This window comes from Kitasatospora sp. NPDC004799 (assembly GCF_040609095.1).
Lineage (GTDB): Bacteria > Actinomycetota > Actinomycetes > Streptomycetales > Streptomycetaceae > Kitasatospora.
In genome coordinates this window covers 1-16,601 of the sequence record NZ_JBEXJK010000171.1, presented here as the reverse complement: position 1 = coordinate 16,601, position 16,601 = coordinate 1, and the positions used below count along the sequence as shown (strand labels likewise).

Here is a 16,601-nt window from a genome sequence, read left to right as displayed (position 1 = left end):
GCCGGGGGGGGGGTTGACCTACCCGTGTCCCCGGCCCCTCGGCCCCGTGCGGCCCCGTGCGGCCGTACGGTCCCGTGCGCGCTACTCGGACTCGCCCGAGGCCGAGGCGGTGGCGGAGGCGGTGGCCAGCCCGGCCGACCACTTCTCCTCGACGTTGCCGAACTTCCAGTAGGCGATCGCCGCGGCCCAGGTGAGCACGAACAGCCCGACGATCGCGTAGCCGACGAAGTTGAGGTCCAGCCCGCCGATCCAGGCCACCGGGCCGCTCTCGACCTCCAGCTTCTCGCCGAGCAGGCCGATCAGCTCGATCGAGCCGATCACCAGCGCCACCAGCACCGACAGCCCGGTGACGGTCAGGTTGTAGTAGATCTTGCGGACCGGCTTGGAGAAGGCCCACTCGTACGCGAAGTTCATGAACGAACCGTCGATGGTGTCCAGCAGGCTCATCCCGGCCGCGAACAGGATCGGCAGGGTGAGCAGCGCGTACCACGGCAGCGAGAAGGCCGCCGCGCCGCCCGCCAGCACCAGCAGGGACACCTCGGTGGCGGTGTCGAAGCCCAGCCCGAACAGCAGGCCCACCGGGTACATGTGCCAGGGCTTGGTGACGGCCCGGGTGACCCGGCCGAGGATGCGGTTCATCAGCCCGCGCCGCTCCAGCTGGCGCTCCAGCTCCGCCTCGTCGTAGTCGCCCTGGCGCATCCGGCGGAAGACCTTGAGGATGCCGTTGAAGGCGCCCAGGTTGATCAGGCCGAGCAGCAGCAGGAAGGTGCCGGAGACGGTCACGCCGATCAGGCCGGTCAGCTCGTGCAGTGCCGAGTCGTCGGACTCCACCTGGCCGGCCAGCGAGCGGACGCCGAGGGCCAGCAGGGCGCAGAGGCCGAAGACGATCGACGAGTGGCCGAGCGAGAACCAGAAGCCGACCGACAGCGGCCGCTTGCCCTGGCCCATCAGCTTGCGGGTGGTGTTGTCGATGGCGGCGATGTGGTCCGCGTCGAAGGCGTGCCGCATGCCGAGGGTGTAGGCGGTCAGGCCCATGCCCGCGCCGAACACCTGGCCGCCGACGTCGTAGTGCTCGGGCTCGACCAGCGCGAGCAGGGTGAACCAGCCGATGACGTGCAGCGCGAGGACGAAGCCGCCCATTCCGGCCAGGCGGATCCACTCCTCACGGGTGAGCCGGTCGCGCCAGCGGGGGGCGGTCATCGTCGTGTCCTTTCGGTCGGGCGGTCGGAGCTGGGCCATCTTTCCGCCTGGACGCGCGCAGGTGCAAGTCATGCGCAATTACGGATTCGTCTCCCCCCGCCGCCGCCCCCTCCCCGAGATCGTCACGACCCGTACAAGGCTTCGTAACCTCCCAGGGCTTTCACCAGGCGCTCTACGCGCGGATACTCCCGTTCTACGCGCGAAAACCCGAGCGCCGACCCCTCAACTCCCCACGGAGGAACGGCCCATGACGATCCGTATCCGAACCGCCGCGGCCCTGGCCGGTGCGGCGCTGCTCGCGGCCGGCCTCACCGCCCCGGCCACCGCCGCCGCCACCCCCACCGCTCACGCCGCTCCCGCCGGGGCCGCCGCGGCCGGCGCCACGCCGCACCGGGTGCTGTTCGACAACAGCAAGGCCGAGACCGCGGGCAACGCCGACTGGATCATCAGCACCAGCCAGCCCGACCCGCTGGCCCAGAACGCCGCCCCCACCACCGAGAAGAGCTGGACCGGCGCCCTGTCCGCCTGGGGCGTCGCCCTCCAGCGGACCGGCCAGTACAGCCTGAAGACCCTCCCGGCCGGCTCCACCATCAGCTACGGCACCGGCGCCGCGCTCGACCTGGCCAACTTCGACACCTTCGTGATCCCGGAGCCCAACACCCGGTTCAGCGCGAGCGAGAAGACCGCGCTGATGAACTTCGTGAAGAACGGCGGCGGGCTCTTCCTGATCTCCGACCACCTCAACAGCGACCGCAACAACGACGGCTGGGACTCCCCGAAGATCATCAACGACCTGCTGACCAACAACGGGGTGAACAACAACGACCCCTTCGGCTTCTCGGTCGACCTGCTCAACATCAGCACCGACAACCCGCGCGCCGTCGACGCCCCGACCGACCCGGTGCTGCACGGCTCCTTCGGCACCGTCACCGGCTCGATCCTGCGCAGCGGCACCACCTTCACCCTCAAGCCGGCCGACAACCCGACGGTCAAGGGCCTGGTCTACCGGACCGGCTACAGCGGGAACACCGGCGCGTTCTTCGTCACCAGCACCTTCGGCTCCGGCCGGGTCGCGGTCTGGGGCGACAGCTCCCCGGCCGACGACGGCACCGGCCAGTCCGGCAACACCCTCTTCAACGGCTGGAACGACCCGGCGGGCACCAACGCCGCCCTCGCCCTCAACGCCACCGCCTGGCTGAGCAAGGCCTGACCGGCCGCGGGGCCCCCCCCCCCCCCCCGGGGGGGCCCCCCCCGCCCCCCCGCCCGACCCCCCGCAAAGACCCCACCGCCACCGCCTGGCTGACCATGGCCTGACCGGCCGCGCGCCCCTCCCCGCGGGGTGGGGCGCGCCCGCCGGACCCACCGTCCCTCGCCAGGAAAAGGCCCGCTCCCTCCCCTACTGTCGGATTACCGACGCCCGGGACCGATGGGAGCGGCCAATGCCGTCCTACCCCTTCCGCACCACCCGCGAGGACCTGCGCATCCCGCTGCCCGACGGCACGCGGCTGGCCGCCCGGCTGTGGCGGCCGGTCGGCGACGAGCCCGGCCCGGCGCTGCTGGAGTACTCCGGCGGGCGCCTCAGCGACCGGACCGCCGCCGAGGACGCCCGCCGGCACCCCTGGTTCGCCCGGCACGGCTACGCCTCCGTCCGGGTCGACACCCGCGGCCACGGCAACTCCGAGGGCCTGCCCGGCGAGCCCGGCGGGGAGCAGGAGCTGGCCGACGGCGCCGCCGTGGTCGACTGGCTCTCCCGCCGCCCCTGGTGCAACGGGCGGCTCGGCCTGCTCGGCGTCGGCGCGGCCGGCACCACCGCCCTGCGGCTCGCCGCCCGGGCCCCGGACACCGTCGGCGCCGTGGTCGCCGCCTGCCCCGAGGGCGGCCACCGGCTCGGCGGGGCCGTGCTCGCCGCCGGCCTGCACACCCGGCTCACCGCCCTGGTCGCCGACGCCGCCCTGCCGCCGGACCCGCAGCACGTCGGCGACGCCTGGCGGGCCGCCTGGCTGGCCCGGCTGGAGTCGCTGCGGCCGCCCGTCGAGGAGTGGCTCGCGGCCGGCGAGAGCACCGTCCCGGTGTCCGTGCCCACCCTCGCGGTGGCCGGCTGGGGGGACCCGTCCTGCTCCTTCGTGCTGCGGCTGCTCGCCGAGTCCCCCACCGCGCGCGCCCTGATCGGCCCCTGGCCGCACGGCCTGCCGGAGGCCGCCCTGCCCGACAGCCTGCGCTGGTGGGAGCACTGGCTGCGCGGCGCCGACACCGGCGCCCTCAAGGAGCCCGCCCTGCGCAGCTGGCTCGGCACCCGCTGGACCGGTGACGAGGCCTGGCCCTCCCCCGACGTCCGGGAGATCCACTACGGCCTGGACGGGCCGCTGCGCACCGCCGGCACCGCCGCCGACGAGCGGTACGTCCGGGTCCGCTCCCCGCAGCACACCGGCCTCGACGCCGGTGCCCACGTCCCGCACGGCCGCCCCGCCGACGAGCCGCCGGACCAGCGCGAGGAGGACGGCCGCTCGGTCTGCTTCGACTCCCAGCCGCTGCCCGAGCCGGTCGAGCTGCTCGGCATCCCGACCGTACGGCTGAGGCTGCGCGAGGACGGGGCGCCCGTCCAGGTCGCGGTGCGGCTGTGCGCGGTCGATCCGGACGGCACCTCCGAGCTGGTCACCCGGGGCGTCCTGGCCGCCGAGGGGCCGGACGCCGAGGTCGAGCTCGCGGCCTGCGCCCGGACGGTCCCGGCCGGACACCGGCTGCGGCTCGCCCTCTCCTCGGTCTACTGGCCCTGGGTGTGGCCCCCGGCGCAGGACACCGGGTACGGCGTCGACCCGTCCCGCTCCGTGCTGAGCCTGCCGGTGCGCCACCTCGCCGCCGACATCGGCGCCCCGCCCGTCGACTTCGAGACGCCGACCCTGCCCGAGCCGCTCGACGTCCACCTCACCGAGCCGCTCACCGCCCGGCCCGAGCACCTCACCGTGCACGACATCGGCCGCCACGAGTGGCGCACCGAGTTCTCCCCCGCCACCGACGGCACCCGCACCCACCCCGACGGCCTGGTCCGCGACGAGCACACCGTCACCGCCTACCGGGTGCTCACCGGCGCCCCGCTCAGCGCCCAGGCCCGCACCGACCGCACCGTCCGACTGGAGCGGCCCGACATCGGCTGGGACGTCACCGTCCAGACCCGCACCCAACTGCGCTGCGACGCCGGGCACTTCATCAGCGTCGTACAGGTGCGGGCACTGGAGGCGGGCTCCGAGGTGTTCACCCGGGAGTGGCAGCACCGGGTGCCCCGGTAGCCGGCCTCCGACCCTGAGCCCCACCTCCTCTCCGTCCCGACCGCCGGTGACGGGCGGGGAGCGGCGGGGCGGGAAGCGGCGGGGGGGCGGCGGGCGGAGTGGCGGTTGACCGGGCGGCGGGACGCGTCGATGATCACCGCCGTGAACGCGCGCACGCTCTACGAGTGGCTCCTCGACCAGGACGGCCCGTACCGGGACGGCATCGACCGCTGGCTGGCCGCCCCGGAGGCACCCCGGTACCGCGACCGCCTGCGGACCGCCGCCGTCCACGGCAGCTCCTGGTGGACGGACGAGGCCGTGGGCGGGCCGGACCTGCTGGAGGAGCTCCACGCGCTCGGCCGGGTCGCCGACGTACTGCTGCTCGGCCCCCAACTGCCCGACTACCTCCGCCTGTTCACCGCACTCGGGATGACCCCCGTCGAGCACCCCACCCGCTTCGACCCCTTCCTGCACGAGATCGTCGAGGTCGAGCAGGCCGAGGATCCGCGGGCACCGATCGAGGTCCTCGACGTCCGGTGGCCCGGCCTGCTGCTCGGCGAGCTGCTGTTCACCCGGGCCGGCGTACGGGTCCGGGCCGGCGCGGCGCACGCCGAACGCGGGGTGGCCGACCGCTTCCCGCTGTACTGGACGTTCCGCCGCACGCACCGCCCCACCCGCGACCTCTCCCAGGGCTGGGGCGGCAACTCGCAGTGGCGCACCGACTTCCGGCTCGACTACCGCACCGCCGGGGGCGACCGGCTGAACGTCGCCGAGGCCGGAGCGGTCGACGGCCGCCCCGACCTCGGCCCCTACCGGGACCTCTCCCCCGAGGAGCGCCTGCTCACCGCCGCCGAGCGGCGCGAACTCCTGCGCCACCGCAGCCTCCTGCGCACCCCGGCGGCGGCCGCCGAGCTCGCCGCCTTCCCCGGCTGGGAGCTCGAGCTGTTCCCCTTCGAGTGGCGGCTGCCGGACGGGGAGGCGTGACCGGCCGGCACCTCGGCGATCACGCGCCGGGCGAAGGGCGGCCGCTACCCCCGCTGCACCGCGCCCGCGGCGATCAGCCCGGGCAGCTCCCGCATGTCGTCGAAGACCACGGTGCCCGGACCGGCCAGCCGCTCCGCCGCCGTGACGCCGCCCGCGTAGCCGAGCGCGCGCATCCCGGCGGCCCGGGCGGCCTCGACGCCGGGCCGGCTGTCCTCGACCACCACGCAGGCGGCCGGGTCGACGCCCATCGAGCGCGCGGCGTGCAGGAAGAGGTCGGGGGCGGGCTTGCCGCGCTCGACCTCGGTGGCGCTGAAGATCCGTCCGGCGAAGTGGTCGTGGAGGCCGGTCCGGCCCAGGGTGTGGCGCATCTTCTCGTGGGTGCCGCTGGAGGCCACGCAGGTGGGCAGGGTGATCGCGGCCAGCGCCTGCGGCAGGCCATCCACCGGCGTCAGCCCGGAGTCGACCGCCTCGGCGTGCAGCTCGACGAAGCGCTTGCTCCACACCGCCGCCGTCTCCGTCCCCAGCCGCTCGGCGACGGTCGCCCGGTTGGCCGCCTCCGACCGCCCGACGAACCGCTCGATCGCCTCCCCCTCGGTCAGCGGCCAGCCGTACTCCTCCCCCAGGCGCACCAGCACCCGGACGGCGATCACCTCGCTGTCCACCAGGACCCCGTCGCAGTCGAATATCACCAGTTCGATCGGCTTGATCATCCGGCCAGCATAGGCGGCCCCACGCGCACGGGCCGGTGACCGGCGAACCGGCCACCGGCCCGAGGAGCCCGGGCGCTACCCGGTCAGCCGGTCTGGACGGCGGTGTCGTCGATCACGAAGCTGGTCTGCAGCGAGGCGTCCTCGCTCCCGGAGAACTTCACCGTGACGGACTGGCCCGCGTAGGCCGACAGGTCGAAGGTCCGCTGCTGGTAGCCGGCCGCGGCGTCCACGTTGGAGTAGGTCTTCAGCGCGGTGCCGTTGACCGACACGGTCAGCTTGTCGTACGCCGTGCTGCCCGACTCCGCGGTGTCGACGTGCAGCCAGAAGCTCAGCGTCGCCTTGCAGCCCGCCGGGATGCTCACCGTCTGCGACAGCGAGTCCGAGTGGGTGCTGCCGTAGCCGTTCAGCCACGCCTTCCACGAACCGCCGTGCGCCGCCTGCGAGGCGCTGTTGTCCACCACGCCGGAGGACGACGTCCACGGCGTGGCCGTGCCCGACTCGAAGCCCTCGTTGCCCAGCAGCTGGGCCGGGGTGCAGCCGCCGCCACCCGTGGACACCGTCCAACTGAAGCTGGTGGTACCGGTCTTGCCGGCCGAGTCCTTCGCCGTGACCGTCACGTTGTAGGTGCCCGCGGTGGACGCGGTCCCGCTGATCACGCCGGTGGAGGAGTTGATCGACAGACCGGTCGGCAGGCCGGTGGCCGAGTAGGACAGCGGAGCGGTGCCGCCGGAGGCGCCGATCTGGAGGTTCACCGCGCCGCCGACGGCGGTGGACTGGCTGCCCGGGTTGGTCACGGTGACGACGCCGCTGCCGGCCGGCTTGGTGAGCAGGCAGCCGGAGACGTTGAGGTCGATCGCCCGGCTGGAGTTCAGGCAGGTGGTGAACCAGTACGTCTGCTCGCCGTAGCTCTGGCCCTTGTAGGCCTTGGTGGTGCCGTCGGCGGCCACCTCGCACGGGTTGTTGAGGGTGCACATCCCGCCGTCGTCGTTGCCGGTGTTGTTGATGCCGATGATCCGCCCGCTGGCGGAGTCGACGATCGGCGAACCGGAGGTGCCGTGCGTGGTGTTGCAGCCGGAGCTGTAGCGGATCGAGTCGTGCCAGGTCCACGCGTCCTCGCGCAGGGTCGGCACGAAGCCGTTGACCGAGCAGTTCCAGACCTGCTTCCAGTACGACGAGGGTATGTACATCGACGCGCCGTCGGTCGGGTGCGTGTCGCTGACGGTCAGCGCGGTGGCACCGTACTTGGAGCTGATCGACCCGTAGGTGTCGGTGAGTTGGTAGAGCGCGACATCGGTGCCGGTCATGGTCGCGTAGAGCAGCTTGTCGGCCTGGACGGTGCCCAGGCTGTTGCCCGCGCCGTCGAGCAGGGTGCCGCTGCGGCTGGCGGTGGTGTTCTGGATGACCTGCCCGGCCGAGGGCATGGTCGGCAGGCAGTGCCCGTTGGTGAGCATCAGCGCCCGGTCGCCGGCCACCGAGGTGGGGTAACGGACCAGCGAGGCCGAGCAGTTGCTCAGGGCGATGGTGGACGTCAGGTCGGCCGCCTGGGCGGCCTGCGCGGGGGCGGCCGCGAAGGCCAGCCCGCCCGCGACGACGGCGCTCGTACCGGCCATCGCGACAAGTCTCTTGAACATGGCTCTCCTTGTGGGGGATCGCGGGGTGTACGACTGGTCGCCGAGGCCCGCGCCGCACGAAAGTGCCATGGCCACTTCAAGGAGGTCAACCATTGTGACCGAACTCGCCACTGCCCGGCACGGGCCGTGCCACCCGACGGCAACGACCCGTCCCGGTATGCCCGTTACGGACGACTGCGGAGAGCGCTACGGCTGCGGGAAGGCGTTCGGGTCCACGTCGTCGGTCTTGGCGTTGCCGTCGGCCACCGGCTGGAGGGTGATCTCCCAGGAGGTCGCGGTCCGGCCGGTCTCGAACGGGAAGGGGTCCTCGAACTTGGTGAAGGAGCAGTTCTGGGTGAAGGCCTTGGCCTCGGAGTCCCAGTCCGCGCCCCCGGAGACGTAGACCTCGTACGTCCCGTCCTCCACGCCGTCGACGTCGGCGTTCTGCCCCTTGCCCACGAACACCGAGTGCACGGCCTTGCCGTTCAGCGCGAGCGAGACCACCGCGTCCGTCCTGCCGCCGTTCTCGACCTTGAACACGCCCTCGCCGCGCAGCTTCCCCTTGCGGACCATGGTGCCGTTGTCCAGCGAGCGGGACTGCTGCTGCGGCAGCGGCGGGACGGCGAAGGTGGTCGGGTAGCCGGCCGCGGTCATCTTGGCGAGGGCCGAGGACACCGCCACCAGGCCCTGGGAGGTGCCCAGTTCGGCCTCGGCCGAGCTCAGCGCGCAGAGCCGGTGGGAGGTGATGCCGCTGCGGACCTTGCCCACGTCGGTGGCGAGCGCGGTCATCGCCGCCACCAGCTCGGTCTGCGCCGCCGTGACCGCGGGCGGCTCGTCCGCCCGGCCCAGCACCTTGGCGGCGCCCTGCGCGCTGGTGACGATGCCGCCGAGCACCGCGTCGAGGTCGGTCACGCTCTTGGCGCCGGCCACCTGGGCGAGCGCGGTGGTGACCGGGTCGACGCTCCCGCTGAGCACCGGGCCGTACGGCGCCCGGGTCGGCGTCGGCGTCGCGGTGGGCTTGGCGGAGACCGACGCACCCGCCGACCCCACCGGCCCCGACGCGGACGAGCCGCCCGCCGAACCACCGCCGCCGCCACTGGAACAGGCCGCCAGCACCAGCGCCGCGCCCACGGCCGCACCGGCCTTCCCCACGAACCGCTCGGACCCCACGAACCTCATGCCCCACCCCCGGGAACCCGCCCTGCGCGCACACCGCGCAGTCGCACGGGCCCACATGGTCCCGAGCCCGCGCGACAGCGTCAACCCGATTCCCTGCGGTCATCCGAAGGGCTACGGCTGGGGGCGGTGTCCGCCGTCAGCCAGGTACCGGTAGTGCCCGGCTTACCGTCCTCCGCACGGGCTTTGAGGGTCCACGTCGTCCCGGACGGCTTGAACGCGTAGCCGTCCCCCACCTTCACGAACCGGCAGTCCTGGGTGAACCGCTTCCCCTCGGGGTCCCAGTCCACCCCGGTGGTGTAGTGGAAGGCGAACGAGCCTGCCTTGATGCCCTCGATGCCGGCCCGCTGCCCCTTGACCACGTAGATCGAGGCCACGGACGCGCCGTCCTGGACGACCGAGACGACGGCATCCACCGCACCGTTGTTGTCGAAGACCAGCTCCCCTTCCCCGTGGTTCCCCCCGTCGCGGACCAGGGTGCCGTTCTCCAGGCCCCGCGGCTGCGGCTGCGGCTTGGGCAGCTGCGGGACGGTGAAGGCGGCCTGCTGCCCGGCCGCCGCCAGCTTGGCGAGCGCGGCGGGGACGGCCACCAGCCCCTGGCCGCCACCGACCTGGGCCTGGACGACGCCGACCGTGCAGTACTTCTTGCTGTTGAGGTCGGCGCGGATCGTCAGCACCTCGGAGGAGAGCGTGTTCAGGCCCGTCACCAGTTCGGTGCGCGCCGCGTCGGCCCCGTCCGGTACACCGGCGGCCTTCAGGCTCCGGACCGCACGGTCGGCGTTGGACTCCACGGTGGCGAGCGCGGTCTCGACCTCCTTCATGGTCGTCGCCGCGGCGACCTTCCCCAGCCCGGCGTTGACCGGTTCCAGGGCCTGGCTGAGCGTCGTCCCGAACGGCGTGGCGCTCGGCACGGCCGTCACCGAGGCGCCCGGCGACGCCGCACCGCCCCCGCCGCCCGAGCAGGCCGCCAGCACCAGTACCCCGCCGAGCGCCAGCCCGACCCTCCCCATGGACCTCATGACCCCACCCCGAGACGACGACGGTTCGCACGCGACGGCACATCGTGCCGATCACGCGACGGCCCGGTCAAGCGATCATCCGATGATCACCAATCCCCCGGCCCCGTCCAGGAAGCTCCCAGGAGGTCAACTACGATCGGGCCCGTGCTCAGCCTCACCGGACTTCCGCTCCAGATCATCGCCTCGGTCCTCGCGATCGTCGTCTTCGCCGCCACCATGTGGCTCTGGCCGCGGTTCAGCGGGAGGAGCTGGAAGTCCTGGCTGGGCCGGATCGGGGCGTTCCTGGCCACCCAGGTGTCGGTGCTGGCCGCGATGGGGCTGATCGCCAACAGCTACTTCGGCTTCTACAGCTCCTGGACGGACCTGCTCGGCACCAGCGGCGGGCTCGGCACGGTGGTCGACCACCAGCCCAACGCCTCCGGGGTGTCCGTCACCGGTGAGCAGAAGTTCTACTCCGCCCAGGGCTCGGACCCGGAGCGCTCCGGCCTGATCCAGAAGGTCGACGTCAAAGGGGCCGGCAGCGGTCTCAGCACCGAGGCGTACGTCTACCTGCCGCCGCAGTACTTCCAGCCGGGCTACGCGAAACAGCGCTTCCCGATGGCGCTGGTGCTCACCGGCTACCCGGGCACCCCGGAGAAGCTGATCTCGCTGATGCAGTACCCGGCGTCCACGCTGAACGCGATCGAGCAGAAGAAGCTGCCGCCGACCGTCCTGGTGATGACCCGCCCCACCCTGGTCAACGACCGGGACACCGAGTGCGTGGACGTGCCGAACGGCCCGCAGGTGGAGACCTTCTTCACCGCCGACCTGCCCAAGGCCCTCGCCACCACCTACCGGATCGGCACCGACGCGGCCAACCGGGCGGTGATCGGCAACTCCACCGGCGGCTACTGCGCGCTCAAGTTCGCGCTGCGCAAGCCCGACTCCTACCGCGCCGCGGTCGCGCTCTCCGGCTACTACCGCGCGGCCCAGGACGTGACCACCGGCGACCTGTTCGGCGGCAACGCCCAGCTGAAGCAGGAGAACGACCTGCTGTGGCGGCTGAGGACCCAGCCGGCGGCCCCGGTCTCGCTGCTGCTGACCACCGCGTACGACGAGAACAACTACGACGAGACCAAGGCCATGGTCGCCGCCTTCAAGGCCCCGACCAAGATGTCCACCATCACCCTGGACACCGCCGGCCACAACTTCCACACCTGGACCCGGGAGATCCCCCCGGCCCTGGAATGGCTGGGCCGGCAGCTCACCATGCCGCCGTCCGCGTGACATCCGGCAGATCACACCCGCCTCACAGGTCCGTCTCACGGTTCTCTCAGTCGCGCCACCGACCGTATGGCGCATGACCACGAGCAGTTACTCCCCTCCGGCCGGCGAACCGTGGCCCGAGGCCGCGAACCACCCGCCGCCGGAGGTGCCGCGACCGGACGACCCGGTCCGGCCGGACCCGGCGCCGCTCTTCCCCGAGCAGTCCCTGCCGCCCGCCGGTCCCAAGGGTCCGGCCTCCTGGTCCGGGCGGCTGCGCACCCTCCCGGCCCGTACCTGGCGCGGGCGCGCGGACGACCCGCGCTGGGTGCGCCCGGCTCTGCTGGCGCTGCTGGCCGCGACCGCCGTCCTCTACCTGTGGGGCCTGAGCGCCTCCGGCTGGGCCAACTCCTTCTACTCGGCCGCCGTCCAGGCCGGCTCGCAGAGCTGGAAGGCATTCTTCTTCGGCTCCTCGGACGCCGCGAACTTCATCACCGTCGACAAGCCCCCGGCCGCGCTGTGGCCGATGGCGCTCTCGGCGCGGATCTTCGGCCTCTCCTCCTGGTCGGTGCTGGCCCCCGAGGCGCTGATGGGCACGGCCACCGTCGGCGTGCTGTACGCGACGGTGCGCCGGCGCTTCTCCCCGCTCGGCGGCCTGCTGGCGGGCGCCGCGCTGGCGCTCACCCCGGTCGCGGCGCTGATGTTCCGCTTCAACAACCCGGACGCGCTGCTGGTGCTGCTGCTGACGCTGGCCGCGTACGGGCTGGTGCGGGCGGTCGAGGCGGCGGGCACCCGGTGGCTGGTGTTCACCGGGGTGGTGTTCGGCCTGGCCTTCCTCACCAAGACCCTGCAGGCCTTCCTGGTGCTGCCCGCCTTCGCGGTGGTCTACCTGGCCGTCGCGCCCACCGGCCGGTGGCGGCGGGTGCGGCAGCTGCTGCTCGCGGGCGCGGCGACGGTGCTGGCCGGCGGCTGGTGGGTGGCGGTCGTCGAGCTGCTGCCCGCCTCGGCCCGCCCGTACGTCGGCGGCTCGCAGGACAACAGCTTCCTCTCGCTCACCTTCGGCTACAACGGCCTCGGCCGGATCAACGGTGACGAGACCGGCAGCGTGGGCGGGGGCCGGATGCCGGCCGCGCTCGACCTGCCCGCCGGGGTCGACCTGCCGGGCGGCGCGCTGCCCCGCGGCGGCCACGGCTGGGGCGAGACCGGGCTGACCCGGATGTTCGGCACCGACGTCGGCGGGCAGATCGCCTGGCTGCTGCCGGCCGCGCTGATCCTGCTGCTGGCCGGCCTCTGGGCGACCCGCCGCCACGCCCGCACCGACACCGCCCGCGCGGCCTTCCTGGTCTGGGGCGGCTGGCTGCTCTCCACCGCTCTGGTCTTCAGCTTCATGTCCGGGATCTTCCACCAGTACTACACGGTGGCGCTGGCCCCGGCCGTCGCGGCGCTGGTCGGCACGGGCGTGGACGGGCTGTGGCGGGCCCGGCACCGGCTGCCCTGGGCGCTGGTCCTGGCCGGGACGCTCGCGGTGACGGCGGTCTGGGCGTTCGTGCTGCTCGGCCGCAGCCCGGACTTCCTGCCGTGGCTGCGCTGGGCGGTGCTGGTCGGCGGGCTGCCGGCGGCGGCCGGGCTGGCGGCCGGGCCGTTCCTCGGACGGGCCGCCGGCCGGACCGGCGCGCGGCTCGCCTCGGTGGCGGGCCTGGTGGGCCTGGCGGCGGCGCTCGGCGGGCCGGCGGCGTACGCGGTGGACACCGTGAACACCCCGCACACCGGCTCGATCGTGACCGCCGGGCCGGGCGTGGCGGGCGGGTTCGGGCCGGGCGGCGGCACCGGGCACAAGGGCGGCAAGGGCTTCCCGCGCGGCGGCGACGGGCACTGGTTCGTCCAGGGCGGCCCGGGTGGCCCGGGTGGTCAGGGCGCCCCAGGGGGCCAGGGCGGCCGGCCGGGCGGCCCCGGCCGGCAGGCCCTCCCCGGCGGGCAGGCCCCCGAGGGCGCGGACGGCGGCCCGCCTCCCGGCGGCATGGGCGGCCTGCTCGACGGCCCGAAGGTGACCGCCGAGGTCGCCGCCCTGCTCGAGGAGGACGCCGACCGCTACACCTGGGCGGCGGCCGCGATCGGCTCCCAGACCGCCGCCGGCTACCAACTCGCCACCGGCGAACCGGTGATGGCCCTCGGCGGCTTCAACGGCACCGACCCCTCGTTGACCGTGGAGGGATTCCAGCGCTACGTCCAGGAGGGCAAGGTGCACTGGTTCATCGGCGGCGGCCCCAACCGCTCGTTCGGCCCCGGCCGGAACGGCGAGGGCAGCGGCGAGGGCGGGCGGGAGAGCCAGTCCGCCCGGATCGAGTCCTGGGTGGCCGCCCACTTCACCGCGAGGACGATCGGCTCGGTCAGCTTCTACGACCTGACGGCCCCCGTCTCCTGAGCATGACACCGCAACTCCCCAGGGGGTGTGCCGCGTTCGCGCGGTGCACCCCCTTTCCCGCTGTCCTCAGTCGGACGGGCAGCGCGCCCCGGCCGCCGGCAGCCGGCCGTCCACCAGGTAGCCGGCCACCGCCGCCCGGACGCAGCCGCTCTTGTCGTACCCGGTGTGCCCGTCGCCGTCCCGGGTGAGCAGCACCCCGTGCTCCAGCCCGGCGGCGAGCCGCTGCGCCCAGACGTACGGGGTGACCGGGTCCCCGGTGGAGCCGATCACCAGGAGCGGCGCGCTGCCCGGCGCCCGGACGGGCCGCGGCGGTTCGGGCGAACGGAACGGCCAGGCGCGGCAGTCCGGGTCGAGCAGGGTGCCCACCGGGTCGTGCCCGCTGGTCAGCGGGGCGCGGGCGGCGAGTTCGGCGAGGGCCGGGCCCAGTTCCGCCTCGGTGGGCGGCGGCGGGCCGTCCGCGCAGGAGATGGCGGCGTAGGCGTCGGCCGGGGTCCGGTAGCGGCCGTCCTCGCCGCGGCCGTCGGCGCCGTCGGCGAGGGCGAGCAGGCCCTCGGCCTCGCCCCGGGTGACGGCCGGGTCGAGGGCCTCGCGCAGCCGGGGCCAGGAGCGGTGGCCGTCGGCGAGCACGTCCCGGGCGGCGTCCCAGCCGAGCGCGGCGGTGAGGGTACGGCCGTCGGCGGCGCGCAGCGGGTGCTCGCGCAGGCCGTCGAGGAAGCGGGCGAGGCGCTGCGGGGCGGCGGCCGGGTCGGCGCCGAGCGGGCAGGCGGGCCCGTCCTCGGTGGCGCAGGCGGCGGCGAAGGCCCGGAGCCCGGCCTCGGCGGCGGCGGCCTGTTCGATGCCCAGCCGCGCGGTGGGGGCGCCGTGGTCGACGGCGCCGTCGAGGACGAGCCGGCCGGTGCGTTCGGGGAACTGTTCGGCGTAGCGGGCGCCGAGGTGGGTGCCGTAGGAGGAGCCGAGGAAGTCCAGCCGGCGTTCGCCGAGGGCGCCGCGCAGCACGTCGAGGTCGCGGGCGGTGTCGCGGGTGCCGAGGTGCGGGAGCAGGTCGGCGTGCCGGGCGCGGCAGGCCTCGGCGAGGATCCGGCCGTGGTCGTAGGCCGGGTCGTCGGTGGCGTCCCACCGGTCGCGGGTGCGGTCGTCCAGGCAGTGGACGGGGGTGGTGTCCCCGGCGCCGCGCGGGTCGAAGCCGACCAGGTCGTACCGGTCGTGCAGGGGCCCCTGGTAGCTCCGCCAGCTCCGACGGACCAGCTCGACACCGGAGTTGCCGGGGCCGCCGGGGTTGAGCAGCAGGGCGCCGAGGCGGCGCTTCCGGTCGGCGGCGGGCACCATGGCGAGGGCGACCTCGACGGTGCGGCCGCCCGGGTCGGCGTAGTCCAGCGGGACCTTCAGGGTGGCGCACCGTGCGGCGGCCGCGTCTGGGTCGGTGCCGTCCTCGCCGGGGCAGCGCCGCCAGTCGATCCGCTGGTCGTAGAGCGCGCGCAGGGCGGGGGCGGCGGTGGCGGCGACCCGCTCGTCCAGCGGCGGCCGGTCGGCCGGTCGGGCCGCGCCGGTGCAGCCGGTCGGCAGCGCGAGGGCGAGGACGGCGGCGAGGGCGGGCAGGGCGCGCCTGCGCGACCGGGGCGGGCGGGGGAACCGGGGTTGACGGGGGAACCGGGGAGTCATCGGGGCCACCGCCCACGCATATCACCCGGCCCGCGCCCGCCCACCGTCGGGTCGACGGCCCGTCAGCCGCCGGGTCGGCGTTCCTTCAGACTCCCGGTCGACGTTCCGTCAGCCGTCGCACTGCTGGAGCATGGCCTTCTTGTCGGCCTCGGTGACGGGCAGCTGGTACTTCAGCGAGACCTGGGCGAAGCGCACCGCGTAGGAGCAGCGGATCTCGGTGTTGGCGGGCAGCCAGGCGGCGGGGCCGGAGTCGCCCTTGGAGGCGTTCTGCGAGCCGTCGGCGGGGATCAGGTTGAGCGGGTCGTTGGCGATCCGGACCCGCTTGGCCTTGTCCCACGTGCTGGCGCCCATCTGCCAGTCGTAGGAGAGCGGCATCACGTGGTCGATCTGGATCTTGGAGGCCTGCTGCTTGGTCCACTGGACGCTCTTGCCGGTGTACGGGTCCCAGATGGTCATCGCGGTGACCGTGCAGTCCGAGCCGTCCTTGTGCTCGACGGCGGTGCCGTCCCGGTTCAGCAGGTCGTTGCGGGTGTCGCACTTGTTGCCGCCGAGCGGGACGCCGTCGACGTTGTCCGTCCAGGCGGGGCCGAACTCGTTGCGGTCGTAGCCGTCCTTGGTGCCGACGGCGGCGGTGGCGACCTTGGCGATGACGTCGCGGCCGGCCTTCCGCTCCTCGGGGGTGGTCAGCGGCGCGAGGCCGGGCTTGGTGCCGTCCGGGTTCTGCAGCGGGCTGGTGCCGGCGGCGGTTCCGGCGCCCGCTCCGGGGGCGGTTCCGGTACCCGCGCCGGGGGCGGCGGTACCGCCGGGCTTGGGGTCGGTCGGCTTGTGGTCGCGGCCGCCGATCAGCCAGCCGACCAGCGCGAGCGCGCATATCAGGAACACGGTGGCGGCGGACAGCGTGGTGCGGCGGGCGGGCACGGCGAACTCCCGGGGTCAGGGGTGGGTTGACGGCGAACCAGCAGATCAGCCGCCCAGGGGCAGGTCAAGGCGACGCCACGGGGCGCCCGGGAGCATGTCGAAGCTCACACCGGCTCATGTCAGGCTGGTCCCGTGCAGACTGCGCCGACACCCGCCGGACCGATCCCGGTCGCCGCCCTGGTCCTCGCCGCCGGCGGCGGGCGGCGGCTCGGCGGGCGGCCCAAGGCGCTGCTCCGGTACGGGGGCCGGCCGCTGGTGGAGCACGCGGTGGCGGTGGTCCGGGCCGGCGGCTGCGCGGACGTCACGGTGGTGCTGGGCGCGGCGGGCGACCGGGTGCGGGCCACCGCGCACCTGCCGGGCTGCCGGCTGGTCGGCAACCCGGACTGGGCGCAGGGCAT

11 protein-coding genes and 3 pseudogenes are annotated in these 16,601 nt (G+C 74.3%); 6 read left to right on the top strand and 8 right to left on the bottom strand.

Annotation, left to right across the window (positions count from 1 at the left end; all coding sequences use genetic code 11):
• Positions 1-81: 81 nt before the first annotated feature.
• On the bottom strand, positions 82-1,200 hold the full coding sequence (locus tag ABZW03_RS21710; protein WP_355260584.1) for a HoxN/HupN/NixA family nickel/cobalt transporter: 1,119 nt from the start codon (positions 1,198-1,200) through the stop codon (positions 82-84).
• Between the two features lie 247 nt (positions 1,201-1,447).
• On the opposite strand from ABZW03_RS21710, the pseudogene ABZW03_RS21705 reads away from it, so the two are divergent.
• The 3 genes and pseudogenes from ABZW03_RS21705 to ABZW03_RS21695 all read left to right on the top strand — a co-directional run.
• Positions 1,448-2,401: pseudogene (locus tag ABZW03_RS21705) on the top strand (hydrolase); the annotation flags it as partial.
• 238 nt (positions 2,402-2,639) lie between these two features.
• On the top strand, positions 2,640-4,484 hold the full coding sequence (locus ABZW03_RS21700) for a CocE/NonD family hydrolase (protein WP_355260582.1): 1,845 nt from the start codon (positions 2,640-2,642) through the stop codon (positions 4,482-4,484).
• Positions 4,485-4,613: 129 nt separating this feature from the next.
• Entirely contained in the window at positions 4,614-5,447 is an 834-nt protein-coding gene (locus ABZW03_RS21695; protein ID WP_355260579.1) for a hypothetical protein, read from the top strand.
• A 44-nt stretch (positions 5,448-5,491) separates the two neighbouring features.
• On the opposite strand, the gene ABZW03_RS21690 is transcribed toward ABZW03_RS21695, so the two are convergent.
• The 5 genes and pseudogenes from ABZW03_RS21690 to ABZW03_RS21670 all read right to left on the bottom strand — a co-directional run bounded on the left by ABZW03_RS21690 (position 5,492) and on the right by ABZW03_RS21670 (position 9,962).
• Positions 5,492-6,157 (bottom strand): HAD family hydrolase, encoded by a 666-nt coding sequence (locus tag ABZW03_RS21690; protein ID WP_355260576.1) that lies wholly within the window; start codon positions 6,155-6,157, stop codon positions 5,492-5,494.
• Between the two features lie 83 nt (positions 6,158-6,240).
• Positions 6,241-6,957 (bottom strand): annotated as a pseudogene (locus ABZW03_RS21685) (putative Ig domain-containing protein); the annotation flags it as partial.
• Positions 6,958-7,170: 213 nt separating this feature from the next.
• Positions 7,171-7,767: pseudogene (locus tag ABZW03_RS21680) on the bottom strand (trypsin-like peptidase domain-containing protein); the annotation flags it as partial.
• Positions 7,768-7,974: 207 nt separating this feature from the next.
• Entirely contained in the window at positions 7,975-8,946 is a 972-nt protein-coding gene (locus tag ABZW03_RS21675; protein WP_355260574.1) for a hypothetical protein, read from the bottom strand.
• A gap of 80 nt (positions 8,947-9,026) precedes the next feature.
• The gene (locus tag ABZW03_RS21670; protein WP_355260571.1) at positions 9,027-9,962 is read right to left on the bottom strand and encodes a hypothetical protein; all 936 of its coding nucleotides are present in this window, start codon (positions 9,960-9,962) and stop codon (positions 9,027-9,029) included.
• Between the two features lie 144 nt (positions 9,963-10,106).
• On the opposite strand from ABZW03_RS21670, the gene ABZW03_RS21665 reads away from it, so the two are divergent.
• Positions 10,107-11,228 (top strand): alpha/beta hydrolase-fold protein, encoded by a 1,122-nt coding sequence (locus ABZW03_RS21665; RefSeq protein WP_355260568.1) that lies wholly within the window; start codon positions 10,107-10,109, stop codon positions 11,226-11,228.
• A 73-nt stretch (positions 11,229-11,301) separates the two neighbouring features.
• Complete coding sequence (locus ABZW03_RS21660) at positions 11,302-13,626, top strand: glycosyltransferase family 39 protein (protein ID WP_355260565.1); 2,325 nt, start codon at positions 11,302-11,304, stop codon at positions 13,624-13,626.
• 66 nt (positions 13,627-13,692) lie between these two features.
• On the opposite strand, the gene ABZW03_RS21655 is transcribed toward ABZW03_RS21660, so the two are convergent.
• Together ABZW03_RS21655 and ABZW03_RS21650 are read right to left on the bottom strand one after the other, a co-directional pair.
• Positions 13,693-15,285, bottom strand: coding sequence for an alpha/beta hydrolase (locus ABZW03_RS21655; RefSeq protein WP_355260562.1), 1,593 nt, complete (start codon positions 15,283-15,285; stop codon positions 13,693-13,695).
• A 108-nt stretch (positions 15,286-15,393) separates the two neighbouring features.
• The gene (locus ABZW03_RS21650; RefSeq protein WP_355260559.1) at positions 15,394-16,203 is read right to left on the bottom strand and encodes an HNH endonuclease family protein; all 810 of its coding nucleotides are present in this window, start codon (positions 16,201-16,203) and stop codon (positions 15,394-15,396) included.
• A 132-nt stretch (positions 16,204-16,335) separates the two neighbouring features.
• Between ABZW03_RS21650 and ABZW03_RS21645 the strand changes: the two genes are divergently transcribed.
• Positions 16,336-16,601: NTP transferase domain-containing protein (locus ABZW03_RS21645; RefSeq protein WP_355260556.1), on the top strand; the 266-nt coding region annotated here is incomplete at its 3' end.

Excerpts from the sequence above, each read along its gene's own strand:
- ABZW03_RS21660 (WP_355260565.1), top strand. The coding sequence starts at position 11,302 with ATGACCACGAGCAGTTACTCCCCTCCGGCCGGCGAACCGTGGCCCGAG.
- ABZW03_RS21695 (WP_355260579.1), top strand. The coding sequence starts at position 4,614 with ATGATCACCGCCGTGAACGCGCGCACGCTCTACGAGTGGCTCCTCGAC.
- ABZW03_RS21675 (WP_355260574.1), bottom strand. The coding sequence starts at position 8,946 with ATGAGGTTCGTGGGGTCCGAGCGGTTCGTGGGGAAGGCCGGTGCGGCC.
- ABZW03_RS21690 (WP_355260576.1), bottom strand. The coding sequence starts at position 6,157 with ATGATCAAGCCGATCGAACTGGTGATATTCGACTGCGACGGGGTCCTG.
- ABZW03_RS21710 (WP_355260584.1), bottom strand. The coding sequence starts at position 1,200 with ATGACCGCCCCCCGCTGGCGCGACCGGCTCACCCGTGAGGAGTGGATC.
- ABZW03_RS21670 (WP_355260571.1), bottom strand. The coding sequence starts at position 9,962 with ATGAGGTCCATGGGGAGGGTCGGGCTGGCGCTCGGCGGGGTACTGGTG.
- ABZW03_RS21655 (WP_355260562.1), bottom strand. The coding sequence starts at position 15,285 with ATGACTCCCCGGTTCCCCCGTCAACCCCGGTTCCCCCGCCCGCCCCGG.
- ABZW03_RS21700 (WP_355260582.1), top strand. The coding sequence starts at position 2,640 with ATGCCGTCCTACCCCTTCCGCACCACCCGCGAGGACCTGCGCATCCCG.